18 protein-coding genes and 2 pseudogenes are annotated in these 17,003 nt (G+C 42.0%); 19 read left to right on the top strand and 1 reads right to left on the bottom strand.

Features of this window, described 5'->3' with window-relative positions:
* The 9 genes and pseudogenes from I8U27_RS21090 to I8U27_RS19720 form a co-directional block, all read left to right on the top strand.
* Positions 1–134: WXG100 family type VII secretion target (locus tag I8U27_RS21090; RefSeq protein ID WP_181755075.1), on the top strand; the 134-nt coding region annotated here is incomplete at its 5' end.
* 368 nt (positions 135–502) lie between these two features.
* A complete protein-coding gene (locus tag I8U27_RS19760) occupies positions 503–2,041 on the top strand; it encodes a DUF2974 domain-containing protein (RefSeq protein ID WP_181755073.1) in 1,539 nt (512 codons plus the stop codon).
* Positions 2,042–2,057: 16 nt separating this feature from the next.
* Complete coding sequence (locus I8U27_RS19755) at positions 2,058–2,810, top strand: hypothetical protein (protein ID WP_181755071.1); 753 nt, start codon at positions 2,058–2,060, stop codon at positions 2,808–2,810.
* 232 nt (positions 2,811–3,042) lie between these two features.
* Entirely contained in the window at positions 3,043–3,411 is a 369-nt protein-coding gene (locus I8U27_RS19750) for a hypothetical protein (RefSeq protein WP_181755069.1), read from the top strand.
* Between the two features lie 341 nt (positions 3,412–3,752).
* The gene (locus I8U27_RS19745; RefSeq protein ID WP_181754696.1) at positions 3,753–4,022 is read left to right on the top strand and encodes a WXG100 family type VII secretion target; all 270 of its coding nucleotides are present in this window, start codon (positions 3,753–3,755) and stop codon (positions 4,020–4,022) included.
* A gap of 267 nt (positions 4,023–4,289) precedes the next feature.
* The gene (locus I8U27_RS19740; RefSeq protein WP_181754698.1) at positions 4,290–5,516 is read left to right on the top strand and encodes an ADP-ribosyltransferase; all 1,227 of its coding nucleotides are present in this window, start codon (positions 4,290–4,292) and stop codon (positions 5,514–5,516) included.
* The gene (locus I8U27_RS19735; RefSeq protein WP_181754700.1) at positions 5,517–5,762 is read left to right on the top strand and encodes a hypothetical protein; all 246 of its coding nucleotides are present in this window, start codon (positions 5,517–5,519) and stop codon (positions 5,760–5,762) included.
* A 197-nt stretch (positions 5,763–5,959) separates the two neighbouring features.
* Positions 5,960–6,088 (top strand): annotated as a pseudogene (locus I8U27_RS19730) (LacI family DNA-binding transcriptional regulator); the annotation flags it as partial.
* A gap of 1 nt (position 6,089) precedes the next feature.
* A pseudogene (locus I8U27_RS19720) lies at positions 6,090–6,720 on the top strand (amylo-alpha-1,6-glucosidase); the annotation flags it as partial.
* Positions 6,721–7,028: 308 nt separating this feature from the next.
* Here the strand turns inward: I8U27_RS19720 and I8U27_RS19715 are convergent.
* Entirely contained in the window at positions 7,029–8,033 is a 1,005-nt protein-coding gene (locus tag I8U27_RS19715) for a tagatose 1,6-diphosphate aldolase (protein ID WP_181754705.1), read from the bottom strand.
* A gap of 148 nt (positions 8,034–8,181) precedes the next feature.
* On the opposite strand from I8U27_RS19715, the gene I8U27_RS19710 reads away from it, so the two are divergent.
* The 10 genes from I8U27_RS19710 to I8U27_RS19665 all read left to right on the top strand — a co-directional run bounded on the left by I8U27_RS19710 (position 8,182) and on the right by I8U27_RS19665 (position 16,693).
* Positions 8,182–8,946 (top strand): DeoR/GlpR family DNA-binding transcription regulator, encoded by a 765-nt coding sequence (locus I8U27_RS19710; protein ID WP_181754706.1) that lies wholly within the window; start codon positions 8,182–8,184, stop codon positions 8,944–8,946.
* A gap of 39 nt (positions 8,947–8,985) precedes the next feature.
* Complete coding sequence (locus tag I8U27_RS19705) at positions 8,986–9,447, top strand: PTS sugar transporter subunit IIA (RefSeq protein WP_181754707.1); 462 nt, start codon at positions 8,986–8,988, stop codon at positions 9,445–9,447.
* Between the two features lie 35 nt (positions 9,448–9,482).
* Positions 9,483–9,761 carry a PTS galactitol transporter subunit IIB gene (gene gatB, locus I8U27_RS19700; protein ID WP_181754708.1) on the top strand — a complete coding sequence of 93 codons (279 nt, stop codon included), beginning with the start codon at positions 9,483–9,485 and terminating at the stop codon, positions 9,759–9,761.
* A 36-nt stretch (positions 9,762–9,797) separates the two neighbouring features.
* A complete protein-coding gene (locus I8U27_RS19695) occupies positions 9,798–11,141 on the top strand; it encodes a PTS galactitol transporter subunit IIC (protein WP_181754709.1) in 1,344 nt (447 codons plus the stop codon).
* A 54-nt stretch (positions 11,142–11,195) separates the two neighbouring features.
* The gene (locus tag I8U27_RS19690; protein WP_198065918.1) at positions 11,196–12,236 is read left to right on the top strand and encodes a galactitol-1-phosphate 5-dehydrogenase; all 1,041 of its coding nucleotides are present in this window, start codon (positions 11,196–11,198) and stop codon (positions 12,234–12,236) included.
* Positions 12,237–12,350: 114 nt separating this feature from the next.
* Positions 12,351–13,289: a 1-phosphofructokinase family hexose kinase gene (locus I8U27_RS19685; protein ID WP_181754710.1), complete on the top strand. Its 939-nt coding sequence runs from the start codon at positions 12,351–12,353 to the stop codon at positions 13,287–13,289.
* Between the two features lie 110 nt (positions 13,290–13,399).
* Positions 13,400–14,185 carry a Cof-type HAD-IIB family hydrolase gene (locus I8U27_RS19680; protein WP_181754711.1) on the top strand — a complete coding sequence of 262 codons (786 nt, stop codon included), beginning with the start codon at positions 13,400–13,402 and terminating at the stop codon, positions 14,183–14,185.
* Between the two features lie 365 nt (positions 14,186–14,550).
* Positions 14,551–15,369 (top strand): amidase domain-containing protein, encoded by an 819-nt coding sequence (locus I8U27_RS19675; protein ID WP_181754712.1) that lies wholly within the window; start codon positions 14,551–14,553, stop codon positions 15,367–15,369.
* A 54-nt stretch (positions 15,370–15,423) separates the two neighbouring features.
* Positions 15,424–15,990: a hypothetical protein gene (locus I8U27_RS19670; protein ID WP_181754713.1), complete on the top strand. Its 567-nt coding sequence runs from the start codon at positions 15,424–15,426 to the stop codon at positions 15,988–15,990.
* 280 nt (positions 15,991–16,270) lie between these two features.
* The gene (locus I8U27_RS19665) at positions 16,271–16,693 is read left to right on the top strand and encodes a hypothetical protein (protein ID WP_181754715.1); all 423 of its coding nucleotides are present in this window, start codon (positions 16,271–16,273) and stop codon (positions 16,691–16,693) included.
* The last annotated feature ends 310 nt before the right edge of the window (positions 16,694–17,003 follow it).

Raw genomic sequence — 17,003 nt, 5'->3', positions numbered from 1 at the left:
TGACCAAGCAACGGTTCTTCCAGGATTTCCAGGAAGCCAGAAAAAACATGGAAAACTTCGTCCATTTGCTGGATAACATCTCTCAAGCACTGACCCAAATCGCAACGAAATTCCGTCAAACCGACCAGGCTTAAGACCGGGTTCTCTTTCCGGAAGGAACATTGTTTCCTTTCGGAAAGGCTTCCATATAAACTTTTGTTTCTTGTTGGACAGAATTGACTTAAAGTCGAGCCTGTCCTTTTTTTGGGTTTCACATGGTTTTAAGGGATCATGTTATCTTTGTATGGATGCTGCTAAGTATACATATATTCTTTTTCGTGTCATTTTTTATGATCTCATTTATCTAATGATTCTATAGTGAAGAGAGGTGAATCCGTTACGGAGAATGAATAACTCTGCCCGGATCTGATACGCCTGCATTACTCCGGTAAATAAAAGGATACGGTGAATAGAAAATGTCAGCATTCTGATAGAGTTTCATGAATTTTTCGTAACGGTAAGTATGGGGAAGTATTTTCATCGGTTTGTAATCATCGTTCTCTTCTTGTTTGTCGGGGCCGGAATCTTTGGGCTTGGTGAAGTTTATGCTACTGGCGGGGGCAGCTTTAATGTGCCTGAGATCAATGACGACTTTAACAAGGGGAATCAAGGACCCGCACCTCAACAAGAGAAGCCTGTGAACCCGCCTCCACAGGAAGAGAAAGGGTTCTGGGATTCGGTCGGGGATGCAGTCACCGGCGCCTGGGACTGGACCACAGACACGATCTCCAGTGCCTGGGACTCAACCACAGAAGCAGTCACCGGCGCCTGGAATGCGACTACAGACGCGATCTCCAGCGCCTGGGACTGGACCACAGAAGCAGTCACCGACGCCTGGAATGCGACTACAGACGCGATCTCCAGTGCCTGGGACTGGACCACAGAAGCAGTCACTGGCGCCTGGAACTGGACCGTAGACGCACTTACCAGTGCCTGGGACTGGACCACTCAAACACTCTCACAAGCCTGGGATTGGTTCCGCTCAACGAGGATCGGCGAAATCATTGTTGGGAACATAGAATTTGTTGTAGGCTTGGGATTATTGGCTGCCGGTGCAGCTTTTACCCTGTGGAAACGCCCCGGATTTATCAATTCTTTCGGCAATAAGATGTTGAACTGGGGGAAAAATCTGATAGGTGTTGATAATAGCCGCCCTCATGGTGAACTAAAAGATGTGGAGGTAAATGACAAGACCTTAGCTATGGCATCCCAAATCGTCTATTTCGATAATCTTTCAGATGACCAAGTTACAGCCTGGTTAGGGGGAAAATGGATTGTAGAAAAAGACCCCAAAATGATGAGGGATTTACCGAACGGACTTCAAGCCAGAGTGTTTAGAAATCCTGAAACAATGGAGATTATTATTGCTTTTAGAGGAACAGAGGGAAAATTTAATGATATAGCAATTGCGGATGGTTCAATTGCTCTCGGGCTTGATTCGTCGAACCCCCAAGCGCAATCCGCCAGAGATTTTGTAAAAGAAGTATTAAATAATCCAGATTATAAAGGTTATCAGTTTGTTCTGACCGGCCATTCATTGGGTGGGTATTTGGCCGTTGATTCGGGAGCAAAGTATAACATTCCAACAGTCACTTTTAATGCCGCCGGTAAAAATCTTTTCCCGAACGTGAATGCGTCAACCATTTTAGGCGGTCCTGTAAGTACCGGATCTAACTATATCATTAACATGCTTGATCCCCATAACCGAAAGCAAGCCATCAACGAAGGTCTTGGTAATTATGACGGTTTAATCCGAAATTACAATTTTGATCACGATTTGGTGGGTGGAGTTGGTTACAGACCCGGTGAAACATATCATATCGATGAGCATGGAAAGACTCAAGAAGATGAAGGATTGGATAACGATCTCTTGAATATGAATATTGATGCAGGTTCCACTCATTCTATTAAAAACTTTACCGGAAAGACAGATGATGGAAAACCCTTTGATTCTCCATTGCCTGAAGCTTATGATGAAAATGGAAACTTTGTTCCCAGATAGATAAGGATGTGATGGCATGTCTGGAGTTTTACGGAAATTCGGGGTATGGTTTGGTTTAGTGATCATGATTTTTGCAATCCTGTTAAGTGGTTGCACCTCCAATACCGCTTCAAAGGACCTGACCAAAATGGCTCCGGAAGAAGAAAAAAAGGTAAAGGAAGCGGCGGTAAACTATATTAAAACAACTTATGCGAAGGACTTTGTTGTAGAGGAAGTACAGAAAGGCCAGGTATTTGGAGATACCTATGATATTAAAGGTTATATGCAAGATGAGAAAAAAACTGTTGTACATGTCATAGGCACTCCGCCTGATAACTTTCGGGACTCCTATGTAGATCGATTGTGGACGAATGAATTGGAGCCCCATATAAAAGAAATTGTGAATAAGACAGTAGATCTAAGAAAGATAGATGATTTATCTTATAGTGACGGCACTGAGAAAACAAAATATAAAGGGAATATCCCTTCCGTATTTGACGTACTAAAAAAAGGGGAAAAGGATTTTTCACTCCTTTTGGTGGTCAGGATTTATCAACACGGCGGCCAGGAAAAAGAAGATATTGCCAAGCTCCTTAACGAGTTAAAAAAGATGAACTTTAATGATGTTACATTAGAGATCTTTGTGCATGACGATCAATTAAAATCCGCACCCAAAAACGAAGATCCGGGTAAACATCTTTTGGTCAGGTACAATATATCAGGTGATATACAAACGATTGACTTCAGTAACCTGGACAAGTATAAAACCCAGATCAAAGAAAGTAAGTAAGCCAAGTCTGAAAAGGTTTATTCTTAAAAGCAGTGATGGTTCCAAAATCAGATATTTTATATACAAACATTGACTTTTTGTTGGACAGAGTCAGCCCAATGCTGCCCTGTCCTTTTTTATCATCAAACAATTGAGGTAAGCGATCTTTTATAGAAATGGGGAATCTGCTATGATAAATGGGAGAGACTGGAACTTTTATATCGTTCAATCAAAAATATAGGGAGCCAATTGTATGAGTAAAGACAATCTTAATCAAGATGGCAGGTTGTGTTCCCCTCTGCCGGAAAAACGAGCACACTTGCCTCTAAATGTTCAAATCTTAAAGAAGGATTTTGAGCGTATTCAAGCAGGTTTTGTTCCAAGGGATATGGATGATCGATGGTACGTACATTATCAGGATGGGGAAATTCACTTTCATCGCAGTTGGACAGGATCTTGCATTTTTCAGTTGCATGTTCAGCCGGATCAACAGGGTTATTGTATAACAGACGGGTGGGTAAATCGTGACCCGGATCAATATACCTCTAATAATTTGGATTATGATCGAGTTCTCTTATTTAGCTTATTTAAATCTCTATTTGGCATTGAATTAAAACCTTAAAGGGAAACGCGGGTTTATATATAGACTTCACTTAGCAAGTATATGGAATATGATAGGTGTTAAAGGAAATATATGCCAATCCATCTTTATTTAGGCGTTCGCACATAAGAGCGCTTTTTTTGTATGCCGTCGTCTCATACGGTTTAGAAAAATCCTATTTTATTCCGCCCAATGTGCCAGTTAAATAAAGCAAATGAAATAGACTGTAAGTTTGTGATCATATTTTTCGTCTAAAAAATGACTTTTATATTAAGATTAAATAGCAACATTGCAAATAGAAAATACGTTAGGTATAATTTCTAACATAATTAATTTTAGTAAACTTAGGAGAGGATTTTTGCATGGCACGTATTCTTATTACGCCTGAAGAAGTGGAACAAGTAGCACAACAATTTAAAGTAAAACGTGAAGAAAGCAGTCAGATCATTAATGCTTTGAATCAACAAATCCAAGGACTTGAAGGCCAATGGGATGGGATGACCAAGCAACGGTTCTTCCAGGATTTCCAGGAAGCCAGAAAAAACATGGAAAACTTCGTCCATTTGCTGGATAACATCTCTCAAGCACTGACCCAGATCGCAACGAAATTCCGTCAAACCGACCAGGCTTAAAGATAATCAGCCGGTCTTAGTTTCCGTGGGAGTTATATTGCCTAAATAATCACGGTTTTATGGAATTTCATTTTTTGGACAGATTTGACCTAAAGTCGAGCCTGTCCTTTTTTTGATCATTTTATAGTGAGGAGAGGTGAATCCGTTACGGAGAACGAATCACTCGTGCCCGGGATTGATTCCATCTGCTGATGGCGTAAGCGGATACGCTGAAACAGAAATACCAGTTTCTGATGGGGGTTCTTACATTTTTCGTAACGGTTGTATATGAGTAAGTATTTTCATCGGTTATTTGTATTCATTCTCTTCGTGATTGTTGGAACGGGTATCTTTGGATTTGGTGAAGTTTATGCTACCGGCGGGGGCGGTTTTGATGTTCCCCAGATCAATGACGACTTTAACAAGGGGAAACAAGGTCCGGGTCCACAAAAAGAGGAGTCTGTAAATCAGAATTCAAAGGTAGAGGACGGCGGGGTCTGGGATTGGATCAAAGATGCAGCCTCCGGCGCCTGGGAGTGGACCAAAGAAGTGGCCTCCGACTTTTGGGATTGGTTCACCGGGGTTTTAGATATGATCACCTCTGTTGTGATTGTGGTTGGCAGCTTCTTGAAGGGAGTATGGAATGCGGTCGTTGACGCAGTGAAAGGGATTTGGAATATAATCACCAGTCCGGTTGAGACGGTGAAAAACCTCTTTCATGCGATTACCAACCCAATCGATACAGGAAAGGCCATTTGGAAACTGATTTCCGATTCGTGGGAACGAGATGTTATAAACGGGGATGCAAATAGCAGGGCTGAATGGTTCGGCTATGCCATCGGACAAGTGGCGTTAGCACTGGTAGGTACAAAAGGGCTTGACAAGGCAGCTAAACTGAGTAAAGGAAGTCAGGTAGTAAGTAAAACTGGCAAAGTTACTCAACATGTACCAAATAAACCTTTTACTAAGTTCAATAATCTGGTGGAAGCTCAAACATGGATCAATAAGCACTACGGAAATTGGCCTTCTACTCTTACGAAAGCGGAATATGAAGCAGTCAGGGCCTATACCGGCAACAATTACGCGAATATCAACAACGTTCTAAGAGGCATTGAACATTCGTATCAGGGTAAAAATGGACAATATGTTGACTTAATCAGTCAGGCATTGAAAAAACACCCTGTTCCGGAGGATGTCATGGTTTATCGGGGAGCAGGAAAAGTTGCGTTAGGAAAATATCAAAACTTACCGCCGGATCAATTGGTTGGCAAGGTGATCGAGGATAAAGGGTTTATGAGTACATCTGTGAATCCTTCCAGTGCATTTAGTAATGATATTATGTTTAATATTAAGGTACCAAAAGGAACACCCGGAGCATATGTCGGGGGACTCAGCCATTTTCCCGATGAAATGGAGCTTTTGCTGGATAAGGGGCAAAAAATGATCATCACTGAGGTAAAACCTGTGGGGGGGAAGCTGGAAATTACTTGTGAAGTGTTGAAAGGAGGCAGCTAAATGGACAGCAGAGACAGGGATGATTATTTCAGTTGGACGAAACCCGGGGAAATCGAGTTTTTGGAAATTCAATGTGAAACGTGTAAACATAACAAACTTGCAAATCCAACAGTTTGTACCAAATATCCGGATGGTAAGCCGGTAGGAGTTCTCAGAGCAGAAGAGAAATGCCCCGGATTTAAAGAGAAAAAAGAGGGTAAGTGGAAAGATCGTTTTTCAGGGGTTTTTAGAGCTTTTAAAAAATAAAGCTGATGGACCTGGAAAATTTCTTTCTTCTTCAAGTTGGCATAAATCCAACGAACATACGGGTACGGGTAAACATCATGTGAGGACAGGTTGGACGTGGGACCTGTCTTTTTTTTGTTTATATTAAAAGGATTGTAATCGTTTTCAGTTATAATTCAAACTACAAATGAATCCAAAACGTTTTGGAGGATTTGGAATTGGCGACGATTAAAGACATTGCAAGAATTGGAGGAGTGTCAGTTACGACAGTATCGAGAGCCTTAAACGGATATTCGGATGTAAATGAAAAAACAAGGGAAAAAATTAAGAAGGTTGCCAATCAGATCCTACTATGCGATCGCTCTTGATGCAACGAAAAAACAAGTTGGAACAATTACATCCAACCCGGGGCATGTTTTGCTTTCGGAAATGCTTGACGAGGAAAAAGTTGAAGCTGTAACAAACATGTTATTGCCTCCAAAAATGTTCTCCGGATAATGGGATTCGGACAATGGGAGAGGGAGAAGCGGGTTATAATCCGATGAGTTACCATGACGGAAGCGTGTGGCCCCATGTTAACAGTATCATTCTGCTCGGTATGAGCAAAGTGAATCGCCAGCAGGAGGCAAAGGTTGTGATCAACGGATTAATCGCAGCATCAGCCCATTTTGAATATGATCGTCTGCCGGAACTGTTTTGCGGCTATGATCATGCGACAGGCAGACCCGTGAAATATCCGGTTGCTTGTCAGCCACAGGCATGGGCAGCAGGTACAACTCTGGTATTTATTCAAGCTTTGCTGGGGTTATTCCCTGACAGCCTGAACCGGGAAATTTATCTGTCTCCAAAGTTATTAGAATCAGTTTCCGATCTGTCAATCGGAAGCGGTAGGTTATCACTTACCGTTGCACGTCATAATAATCATGTTGATGTAACCATTGAGAAGAATACAACCGGATTTTCAGTAATGGTCCGGTAATCTGAACTTTTGAAAGGGGATACCAAAATGAAACCTATTTATTAAAGGGATTTCATTTACGGGTGGAAAATAATTTGAAATGGTTTTGAAATTTAAAATCCCCGAATGGGGAATGTTTACTCAATTTGTTCTCTTTCGGCCTTGATCTAAACCAATGGGGACCAAAGATTTTCAAACATTGGGGAGGCAGAGTTCCCCCCTCCTCCCCCCTTGACACATATTTTCACTATGAAAAATAGACCAGATGGATGATAAATAGAGATTACTTCATATGCATTAAAATGGATTGCTTACTCCTCCGGCTTGCCTTACTGATCTTCGTAGAAATCCCACCATGGGACAGCGTTCTTTTCGATTACCTCGTTAAGCTTCTTTACTTTTTGCACGCCCTCTTTTAACAGCCACTCTCTCAAAGCCTCTTCACCGCGGGCGGCATAAATGGGAATTCCTTCTTGCCAGGTTGCCCGTCCACAAAGAACACCAGAGAAAGGAACGTTTGCTTCACCGGCCAGTTCAAGAGTTTCTGCAAAAACTTCATCTGTTACACCGCCGCTTAAAAAGATAAATGGCACCTCTGACGCTTCTGCGGCCTCTTTCATCAGCGTTTTGGCTTCCTCAATGGTGTGTACGGAAGGATTGCCTTCATTTGCTTTTAAGCCTTTAACAAAATGAACATTTACCGGCACTTCAACTTTTAGGACATCGATTCGGTATTTCGGTTTGGAGAACTCACTCATTAATTTTTTTACTTTTTGGGGGCGAACTTTTGCAAACTCTGTGCCTTTATTGTCCGGAATGCGATTTGAATAACAGAGCGGTTCCAGAAATAAAGGCATGTTTAAGGCCTGGCACTCCAGTCCTGCTCTTTCAATGAAAGCTTGTTTAACGGAGTTTATTTCTTCTTTGTCATCAGGATCGTAATAAACGAGCAATTTTACCGCCTGCGCTCCTCGTTCCTTTAAACGCAGTACCGACCACTCGGGTAAAAGGTCCGGCATCCGGTTTTCATCTTCTGCACTATAACCGGTTTGTTCATATGCCATGATCAGTCCCGCGTTTGTGTTGCGTTTTTTTGCAGCCGGCCAGCCATATTCAGGATCAAGCAAGATACTGCTTGTGTAAGGGGATAAAGTTTCTGAAACAATCGTTTTAAATGTGGCGAGCTGGTTGGCCGATACTTCTGATTGCATATATTTTGCAATTGACTTTTTTAGCGAACCGCGTTGATCCATGGCTGCAGCCGTAATCATTCCTTGATCGTTTGAAACTGAACACAGCAAATCATATTTTTCTTTGGATATATGACGTTTCATCTTTTCCCCTCCGGTTGGCAAATATAGCACTTGATCTTTGCTTAATTTTGCATTATATTTAAATTGCAAAGATAAGTTACTACTATTACTGTAATACGCAAAGAAAGTTTTTGCAAATTGAATTTAATGCAAAGAAAGGTGGGGAATCGTGCTTCAGGAAGACAGATATAAGTTTATTTTGGAAAAACTGCAAGAATCCCGTTCTGTACGTATTGCGGATTTGTGCAATGAATTAAATGTCACCAGGGAGACGGTGAGGCGTGATATTTATGAGCTGGAGAAAATGGGATTCTTGAAAAAAGTACACGGAGGGGCGGTATTGGGCAAAACCAATATCGAAGCCAACTATTTGACCAGAAAAACAACAAACATCGAAGAAAAGAAAGCGATTGCAAAAGAAGCGGCGCGTCTGATTGAAGACGGGGATGCTTTGTTTATCGATCTGGGTACAACCACTCTGTTTTTTGCTCAAGAGATCAAAGAGAAGAAAAATTTAACTGTAATTACCAATTCGCTTCCCATTGCCATTGAATTATCTGATTCGCCGAATATTAACTTAATTATACCCGGAGGAAATCTGCGAAATGGTGAACTTTCACTGTCAGGCCCTTTAACCCGCCTGTGTCTGGAAAACTTTTATGTGGATAAGGCGATTTTAGGGATTGCAGGAATCTCATTGGAAAACGGTTATACCAATTTACACATTGGAGAAGCAGAAGTAACCAAAATGATGATAAAGCGAAGCCAACTGAATGTGATGCTCGCCGACTATTCTAAATTTGAGGTGACTACAACGGTCAGGATTTCCAAAATTAATGATGTTGATATTCTGATCACAGATTCAAATGCCTCAGAGAAGATGATCCGGCAAATTCGGGAAACCGGAACAAAAGTAACGGTTGCCAATTTGTAAGCGAAAATGTAAACGCAACCATCAAAGGGGCGGATGGGTATGCCAAACAAAACGATCATAGAAGAAGATTTGATCCTGTTAGGATTTTCAGCAAAAAACAAAGAAGAGTTATTAACTGCGTTAAGTCAACGTTTACTCGAGAAAGGCTATGTTGTCCCTGATTATACAGATGCGGTACTGGCAAGAGAAAAACAGTACCCCACCGGTTTGCAAATAGGCCCGATAGGGGTAGCCATTCCTCATACCGACTCCAAGTATGTCAAGCAGACAAAAATAGCTGTCTGTGTGCCGGACCAGCCGGTCACTTTTGAGTTAATGGGTGAAGACAGTGGCACAGTTGATGCAGATATGGTGTTTTTGTTAGCGATTAATAATAGTGAGGACCATTTGAAATTTTTGCAACAGTTAATGGCGGTTTTTCAAAATCAGCCGCTGTTAAGCCAATTAAAAGAAACGAAAGATAAACAGAACTTTGTCAAGGTATTAGGTGAAAACCTTTAGTTTCAATGTTTTTTCATTCAAAAGGGGGATGGAATATGAAAAAGAAAATCATCGTTGCTTGTGGCGGAGCCGTTGCTACCTCAACTGTTGCAGCTAACAAGATCAAAGAGCTTTGTAACAAAGCGGGAATTGACGCAGAAATTATTCAATGCCGGGTATCTGAAATCGGTGCCAATCTGAACGGTGTGGACCTGATCGTTACAACGGCCAGAGTAACGAAAGATTACGGTGTTCCTTTGGAAACCGGTATGGCCTTCATTACAGGGATTGGTCAGGAAGCACTTGAGAGAAAGATTTTATCGCATCTGCAATAATCAGCAACATGGAAATGACAGCAGGAGGGGAGAAATATGCAGTTTATTCAATATGTGCTGGATCTGGGTCCTTCAGTTATGCTGCCGGTTGTAATCATTATCCTATCCTTGATTCTGCGCCAGAGTTTTGGCAAAGCAGTGCGCTCTGGGATCATGATTGGTGTTGGGTTTGTTGGAATTAATCTGGTCATCGGGCTTCTCCTTGATAACCTGGGGCCTGCGGCGAAAGATATGGCACAAAACTTTGGCGTTTCGCTGCAAGTAGTGGATATTGGATGGCCGGGTGCATCTCCAATGGCCTGGGCTTCACATGTAGGCAGTCTGGCTATACCTATAGCCGTTGCTGTAAACGTTGTCATGTTGATTGTGGGATGGACAAGAGTTGTCAATATCGATATCTGGAATATTTGGCATATGACTTTTACAGGAGCCATGTTACAAATAGCAACAGGCAGTTGGACAATCGGGCTGATCGGTGTAGCGATCCATGCAGCCATTGTGTACAAATTGGGTGACTGGTTTGCCCCTGTGGTGGAGCGTTATTTCGGCCTGGAGGGAGTTGCCATTCCCCACGGAACCAGTGCATACCTGGGGCCGCTCGCAGTGCCGATCGACTGGTTGATTGAGAAAATTCCGGGATTGAAGAAAATTAATTTCAACGCTGAAAAGGTTGAAGAAAAACTCGGGGTGTTAGGAGAGCCGATGATTATTGGCGGAGTGTTAGGCATTGTGATTGGCTTCCTTGCCGGGTATGAGACCAAAAGCGTATTGCAATTAGGTATTCAAATGGCCGCAGTCATGGTACTGATGCCGAGAGTTGTCAAATGTATTATGGAAGGTTTGATCCCGGTTGCGGAAGCGGCCAAAAGCTTGCTGGAGAAGAAATTTAGCGGCAAGAAGTTTTACATTGGTTTAGACCCGGCTTTGCTGTTGGGGGATTCGCAGGTTGTGGCAGCAAGTTTATTGTTTGTTCCATTAACGATTATTATTGCGATGATTGTTCCGGGTAATAAAGTTTTGCCTTTTGGTGACCTGGCTACCATCGGATTCTTTGTAGCGATGGCAGTGGGAATTCATAAAGGGAACTTATTCAGAACCCTCATTTCAGGATTTGTCATTATGTTCATGACGCTGTGGATTTCCACACAAACCATCGGTTTGCATACACAACTGGCGAAAGTAACAGGGGCCGGCGGTGCTTCCCAAGTGGCTTCGTTGGACCAGGGAGGTTCCCCGATTACCTATATTCTGATTCAAATTTTTGAGCAAACGAACATCCCCGGATTACTTGTCATTGGTCTTATATACGCGGCATGTCTGGTATTTACCTACTTGTACTATAAAAAACAAAAAGCACAAAACGTTGAAACAGATGCTTAAAAAAGCTGGAGTTTTGACTCTGGCTTTTTATTTCAGAAAGGAGCCTGTGAAACGATGGGAACCATGAATGCACTCGTATTGCATGGAGCGAACGATTTACGTTATGAAACACGATCTCAGCCTGAATGCCGTGAGCATGAAGTGGTCATTCGAGTCAAAGCATGTGGTATATGTGGTTCTGATCTGCCAAGGGCGCTTGAGGGCAAAGTTCATTTTTTTCCAATCGTACTTGGGCATGAATTTTCAGGTGAAGTAGCAGCCATCGGGCAAAATGTGTCCAGTGTACAAGTGGGTGACCGTGTAACTGGTGCTCCGTTGTTGCCCTGCATGCATTGCGATAACTGCCGTTCAGGCAGGCCGGCGCTTTGCAATCACTACAGCTTTATCGGTTCAAGAAAAAACGGGGCGATGGCGGAGTATGTAGCAGTTCCCGAGCAAAATGTTTTAAAACTTCCCGATGAGGTAGATGATCTGGAGGGAGCCATGATTGAACCTCTCACGGTTGCGTTACACGGAATTGAGCGGGTAAATATACCGGCTGGTTCTGAGTGTATGGTTTTTGGCGCAGGCACGATTGGGTTACTCACATTACAATGTTTAAAAGCGCGGGGTGCTGCCCATGTCATAATGGTAGATATTGTTCAGTCTAAATTGGATCTGGCGAAAAAGCTGGGGGCTGATGAAATCGTAAACCCGCTTCATACCAGTCTGGAGGAATATTTCTCCCATCGGGATCTTCCGGAAGTGATCATTGAAACGGCAGGCACTCCGGCCACTCAAAAACAATCAGTAGAATTTGCAAGAAAGCAAGGAAAAGTTGTTTTTGTCGGTACTGCAAAAAAAGATGTTGTCCTTCCCCCGGCCACTTTTGAAAAGATTTTACGCGGGGAACTGGAAGTGACGGGTTCCTGGATGTCGTATAGCACCCCTTTTCCCGGATATGAGTGGAAAACGGCGATTCAGTATGTAAAACAAGGAAGAGTTCAGTTAAAACCGTTGTTAGCCAAAACGTATCGTCTTCAAGAGGGGCTAACTGCTTTTCAGGAAATGGTTGAAAATCAGTTGGCCGGATCGAAATATATCTTTACAATATAGATGGCTGACAAACCAATTTGCGCGGGAATGTTTTCGCCTTGAAGGGGAGGGGAGAAAACATTCCCGTGTGTAAAACATATACATCATTGGTATGTATGAGCTGAGGTGAACCAATTGATCCGTATCGTTTGTCCAAACCCTGCTACAGACCGTACCATTCTATTGCCAAAACTGATCGTGAATGAAGTGAACAGGGCCATTAGTACTTATGTAGTTCCGGGTGGAAAAGGAATAAATGTAGCTCGTGCCTGCAAGTATTTTCAAAAGGATACAACTGTATACGGTTTTGTCGGAGGAGCAGAAGGGAAGGGAATCCGGCATGGCTGCCGGCGGATGGGGATCTTTGACAGATGGACAGAAATAAAAGGAAATACGCGAGTTTGCAATATATATGTGGAGAAGGATACCGGGCGGGCTACGGTGATCAATGAACCCGGGCCAACAGTAACGGAAGAAGAAGAAAACGATTTGAAAAATAAGCTTCAAACCGATACCCGTGAAGATGACATTGTGATCATGTCAGGAAGTTTGCCAAGTGGTGTTTCGAGCCGTTTTTACACAGAGCTGGTGGATACTCTGTCCGGGAAACAAGCAAAAATTATTGTGGACACGAGCGGTAAGGCACTTCAATATGCGATGCAGGTAAAACCGTGGTTAGTCAAACCAAACCTGGAAGAGTTTGCAGAAATTTCCGGATTTGATCCCCATACGGTTGATTACCGGGATCTATTAAAAGAAATGAAAAAATATGTGAATCAGGGTGCGGAGCAAATCATTGTAACTCTGGGGAAAGATGGATTATTATATGCCGGCCGGGAGAGATGCTTCCGTATTAAATCACCGTCTATACCTGCGGTAAACCCGATTGCATCCGGTGATACTTTGCTGGGTGGTTTCGTTTCCAACTATGTGCAGACGGGAGATATAGAAGAGTCTTTAAAACTGGGTGTCGCTTGTGCCGCTGCCAATGCAATGAGCCAGTATCCCGGAATTCCTTCTGATGCAGACATTGGGTCACTACTTGCACAAATTGAAGTACAAAAAGCAGATTAGGCCAAATGTAGTATAATATATTTCGTTTTAATAGTAGAAATTAGGTTATTTTGAAATGAAGCAGAAGGATCGATCAAAGGGTTGTTATATGTAACAAGAGGTGGGGTCATATGGAAAGAAAAATCGTATTTTTTGATATAGACGGAACGCTGCTGAACGATGAAAAAGAAATACCAGAATCGACCAAAAAAGCTGTCCACCTGCTTCAGGAGAAGGGGATTTATACCGTTATTGCAACCGGTCGCGGTCCGCAGATGTTTGAGTGGATTCGTGAAGAGCTGAACATCCATTCTTATGTTTCCATCAACGGACAATATGTCGTATTTGACGGAGAAGTGATTTATGCCAATCCGATGGATCCGGAAATGCTTGCCGATATAACGAAACTGGCGGCCGGACAAGGCCATGCGGTTGCCTATTGCAGCCATGAACAGGTGAAAGTCAGTGAAGAGAATCATCCTTTTATTCAAGAAAGCTTCCGCAACTTTTTAAAGTTGGATCATCCCCCGCAAGACAGGGAGTACTTTAAACATACACCGATTTATCAAGGACACCTTTTCTGCCAGGCCCATGATGAGCAAATATATGCAGAACGTTATCCTGACTACTGCTTTATCAGATGGCATGAGTATGCGTCAGATTTTCTTCCCAGAGGATGCTCCAAAGCCGCCGGAATTCACAAACTGCTTGAAGCGGCTGATATAAAACAGGAAAATAGCTATGCTTTTGGTGATGCAGCCAATGATGTGGAAATGCTTGCCCTGGTCGGAACAGGAGTTGCCATGGGTAACGCAGTTCCGGAGGCAAAAGCGGCCGCTGATGTAATCACAACCTCCTCCTCTGAGGATGGAATCCTTCACGGATTAGTGAAAGTGGGGCTGCTGGAAAATAAATAAGTGTTCAGGACTAAATCTCAGGCTCCGGGGGTATAACCTTTGGGGCTTTTTTTATGTTCTATTAGTCAGATGATCATGGAGAAGCAGGTTGATTACAAGGCTCTTTATCTGAAATATGGCATTCAGATGAAATTTTTTAAAATTATATTTGAATTTCATATGTATTTTGGTGCAATTTCTAATATAAATAATTATTTTGGAAGTTGTCCTTATATTTCTATCTATTTTTTAGTGAAGGAGAGGTGAATCCGGTACGGAGAACGAATTATACCAAACTGGATCTGACGCCCATACGCTCTGCATATGGCGAAACAGAATAGGTAAAACAGTATGCCGGGGACCATCCGTTTTCCGTAACCGTTAGTATGGGTAAGTATTTTCATCAATTAACAATCATTATTCTCCTGGCAGTTGTTGGAGCGGCAATCGTTGGCAGCGGTCATGTTTATGCTGATCCGGTTGGACCCTTTGAAGTGCCTCCAATCAATGACGATTTTGATGCGGGCAAAAATGCCCCTGCACCTCAAAGTGAAAATGGCGGGTTCTTGAACTCGCTCAAAGAATTTTTTTTCGGAAAACCAAGATATATAACATATAACCGGAAAAAAGCAATAGAATATGCACAAAAATGGAGTGATCCAAACAATCCGGGCAAGTTGAATCCAAAATTCGAGAGATTTGACAGTTATGGTCTAAACCTTGGAGGAGATTGCGCCAACTTTGTCTTGCAAATGCTACTTGCAAGCGGGCTTGAAATGAATGATGATTGGTATTATAAGAAAGAAAATAAAGACGACTTCATTAACAAGATTCCAAAACTCAGAAATTGGTTTGGCTATTTTTCTCCAGAGTGGGCGGTTGCTCATGATCAATTTGAGTACTTTTCGGATAAAGATAATGGCTTTGCGGTAGATACTTATGAGATCACTTCTTTAGATGATTTAAAGAAATATAGCGGTAAAGTCAAGCCGGGAGATCTGCTTTACTGGGATAATTCTGATAATGGCGATGTAGATCATGCTACGATGATTACAAATATTGAAAATGGCAGATTAAAGTATTCAGCACATACAGGCGATCGATATAATGCTGATGTGTATGATAAACTAGCGGAAAAAATCGATAGTGGTGAAACGCCCAAGTTATATATTGTGAAAATGAAAGATAAGTTTGAAGTAGAGTAAAGTTAATATACTTTGCTGAGTATGTATCGCTAATAAAAGGACAGGAGGCTCCACATGCGTTTTTTGAACAAGAAGATGTTGATGATTCTCTTTTTATCCCTCATTCTATTGATCAGTGCGTTTGCTTTCGTTTATCACAATTCCTTAAAAAACGATGCAATGGTAGTTAAAATAAAAAATGTGAAAGTTTTTCCTTTAAAGAAACATATTACGTACAAAGGAGCTCTTTCTTCTTATGGACTGAGTGAAGCTGAGATGGAAGAGATCTGGACCAATATAGATGATTACAAAAAAGTTTTGTATATCTTTGAAATCCAAAATGACTCTTGGCTTGCCTATAGTGTCAATCACCAGATCCAACCCAGGTTCGCTGAAGGCACGCAAAAACTGCTGATCAAGAGTGAAAAACAATTGTTGTTTCCACAAAATATCTCGCCCGGAGAATCGTATACGACAAGCCTGAGCGCCATCATCAAAGTAGAGAATGACCAAACAGATCAAGAGATTCTTGATATCCTGAGTAAAGACCAGTTTACCATCACGGGTGAACGAGTCGGTATTCTATCAGTTGAACCTGTTGGTAAGGAATCTGTTACAGTGGGTCCTTTCAAAAAAGAATAAGCATGACTGCTTTGTCATCCTGAACCATGCAAACATCCCTGTCTCGGGCGGCAGGAAGTCCCCCTGTATGGACAAAAGCCCGTGGGATTAAACCTTCCTCGGGCTGCATCTATTTCTGCCAGCGATTCTATACATACAATCCTATAAATAAGAAATATTCTTTATGTGAAGGCAGAGTCATAAGATTGATTGAGCAGAGATAGTAATATATAATTCAAAATTGGAAAATTATTAATATACCTTCAAATAGATTTGATGTGTATGAAAGAAGAGATGGAATATGAAACTTTCAACAGTCAAAAAAGGGGGCTATTTTCTTCTGTTTGTGCTAATATCAATCGGAGTTGTCTCTTATATTTATCATTTAAAACCTCAAAAAATAGCTCAGGAATTGAAACTGGAACAATTGAAAAATGAAATAGCGAAAGATAATGTGGCAAATTTGGACGCTTATTATGTGGGTGGCAGTCAGGCTCAAGTAACAGGTGAGTTAAAAGCTCCTGCCGGAAAGGATTTTATGACGCTCACAGATGTAACAGATATGGGCGACTTGGAAGATCTGGCTGTAAAGAAAGGTATGGATTTTCAATTCTCTTACGAAAGACCCCCTCGTCCGTTATATAAAATCGTCACTCCAATCGTTCTCTTATTACTCATTACTATTTCAGGATTGTTTTTCTGGAAAAAATGGAGAGAAGCTTAGAAGGATGCTCCTTCAATCATGTTTGTTGGAAACCCCATTGCACTGGGGAATTGTTTATTCAATATCTCTTTCCTCTCTTGAGGTATACATTCTACTAGTACTACAGTTGTACTTATGAAAAGCGTAGCCGTTTCTGATAATGATAATACATGGCTACCGCTTGGTGTTTTCGACGCCAAGCGGACCATGCCAAGATAAGAGAAATCATAGCCCCCGGCCCCGTTTGAATTTGGTTAAGCTGTTCATCTTTGGAAATGTGGGTTCCCTTTTTTGCGGGTCCACAAGGACTCCTTTTGAACGCATCACGCTA

The sequence above is a fragment of the Paenactinomyces guangxiensis genome (genome assembly GCF_016055185.1).
Taxonomy (GTDB): domain Bacteria; phylum Bacillota; class Bacilli; order Thermoactinomycetales; family Thermoactinomycetaceae; genus Paenactinomyces; species Paenactinomyces guangxiensis.
This window is presented reverse-complemented; position numbering and strand designations above follow the sequence as displayed.

What these genes read in the sequence shown, in the direction of transcription:
- I8U27_RS19760 (WP_181755073.1), top strand. Translation starts at nt 503, where the DNA reads ATGGGGAAGTATTTTCATCGGTTTGTAATCATCGTTCTCTTCTTGTTT.
- I8U27_RS19755 (WP_181755071.1), top strand. Translation starts at nt 2,058, where the DNA reads ATGTCTGGAGTTTTACGGAAATTCGGGGTATGGTTTGGTTTAGTGATC.
- I8U27_RS19750 (WP_181755069.1), top strand. Translation starts at nt 3,043, where the DNA reads ATGAGTAAAGACAATCTTAATCAAGATGGCAGGTTGTGTTCCCCTCTG.
- I8U27_RS19745 (WP_181754696.1), top strand. Translation starts at nt 3,753, where the DNA reads ATGGCACGTATTCTTATTACGCCTGAAGAAGTGGAACAAGTAGCACAA.
- I8U27_RS19740 (WP_181754698.1), top strand. Translation starts at nt 4,290, where the DNA reads ATGAGTAAGTATTTTCATCGGTTATTTGTATTCATTCTCTTCGTGATT.
- I8U27_RS19735 (WP_181754700.1), top strand. Translation starts at nt 5,517, where the DNA reads ATGGACAGCAGAGACAGGGATGATTATTTCAGTTGGACGAAACCCGGG.
- I8U27_RS19715 (WP_181754705.1), bottom strand. Translation starts at nt 8,033, where the DNA reads ATGAAACGTCATATATCCAAAGAAAAATATGATTTGCTGTGTTCAGTT.
- I8U27_RS19705 (WP_181754707.1), top strand. Translation starts at nt 8,986, where the DNA reads ATGCCAAACAAAACGATCATAGAAGAAGATTTGATCCTGTTAGGATTT.
- gatB (WP_181754708.1), top strand. Translation starts at nt 9,483, where the DNA reads ATGAAAAAGAAAATCATCGTTGCTTGTGGCGGAGCCGTTGCTACCTCA.
- I8U27_RS19695 (WP_181754709.1), top strand. Translation starts at nt 9,798, where the DNA reads ATGCAGTTTATTCAATATGTGCTGGATCTGGGTCCTTCAGTTATGCTG.
- I8U27_RS19690 (WP_198065918.1), top strand. Translation starts at nt 11,196, where the DNA reads ATGGGAACCATGAATGCACTCGTATTGCATGGAGCGAACGATTTACGT.
- I8U27_RS19680 (WP_181754711.1), top strand. Translation starts at nt 13,400, where the DNA reads ATGGAAAGAAAAATCGTATTTTTTGATATAGACGGAACGCTGCTGAAC.
- I8U27_RS19675 (WP_181754712.1), top strand. Translation starts at nt 14,551, where the DNA reads ATGGGTAAGTATTTTCATCAATTAACAATCATTATTCTCCTGGCAGTT.
- I8U27_RS19670 (WP_181754713.1), top strand. Translation starts at nt 15,424, where the DNA reads ATGCGTTTTTTGAACAAGAAGATGTTGATGATTCTCTTTTTATCCCTC.
- I8U27_RS19665 (WP_181754715.1), top strand. Translation starts at nt 16,271, where the DNA reads ATGAAACTTTCAACAGTCAAAAAAGGGGGCTATTTTCTTCTGTTTGTG.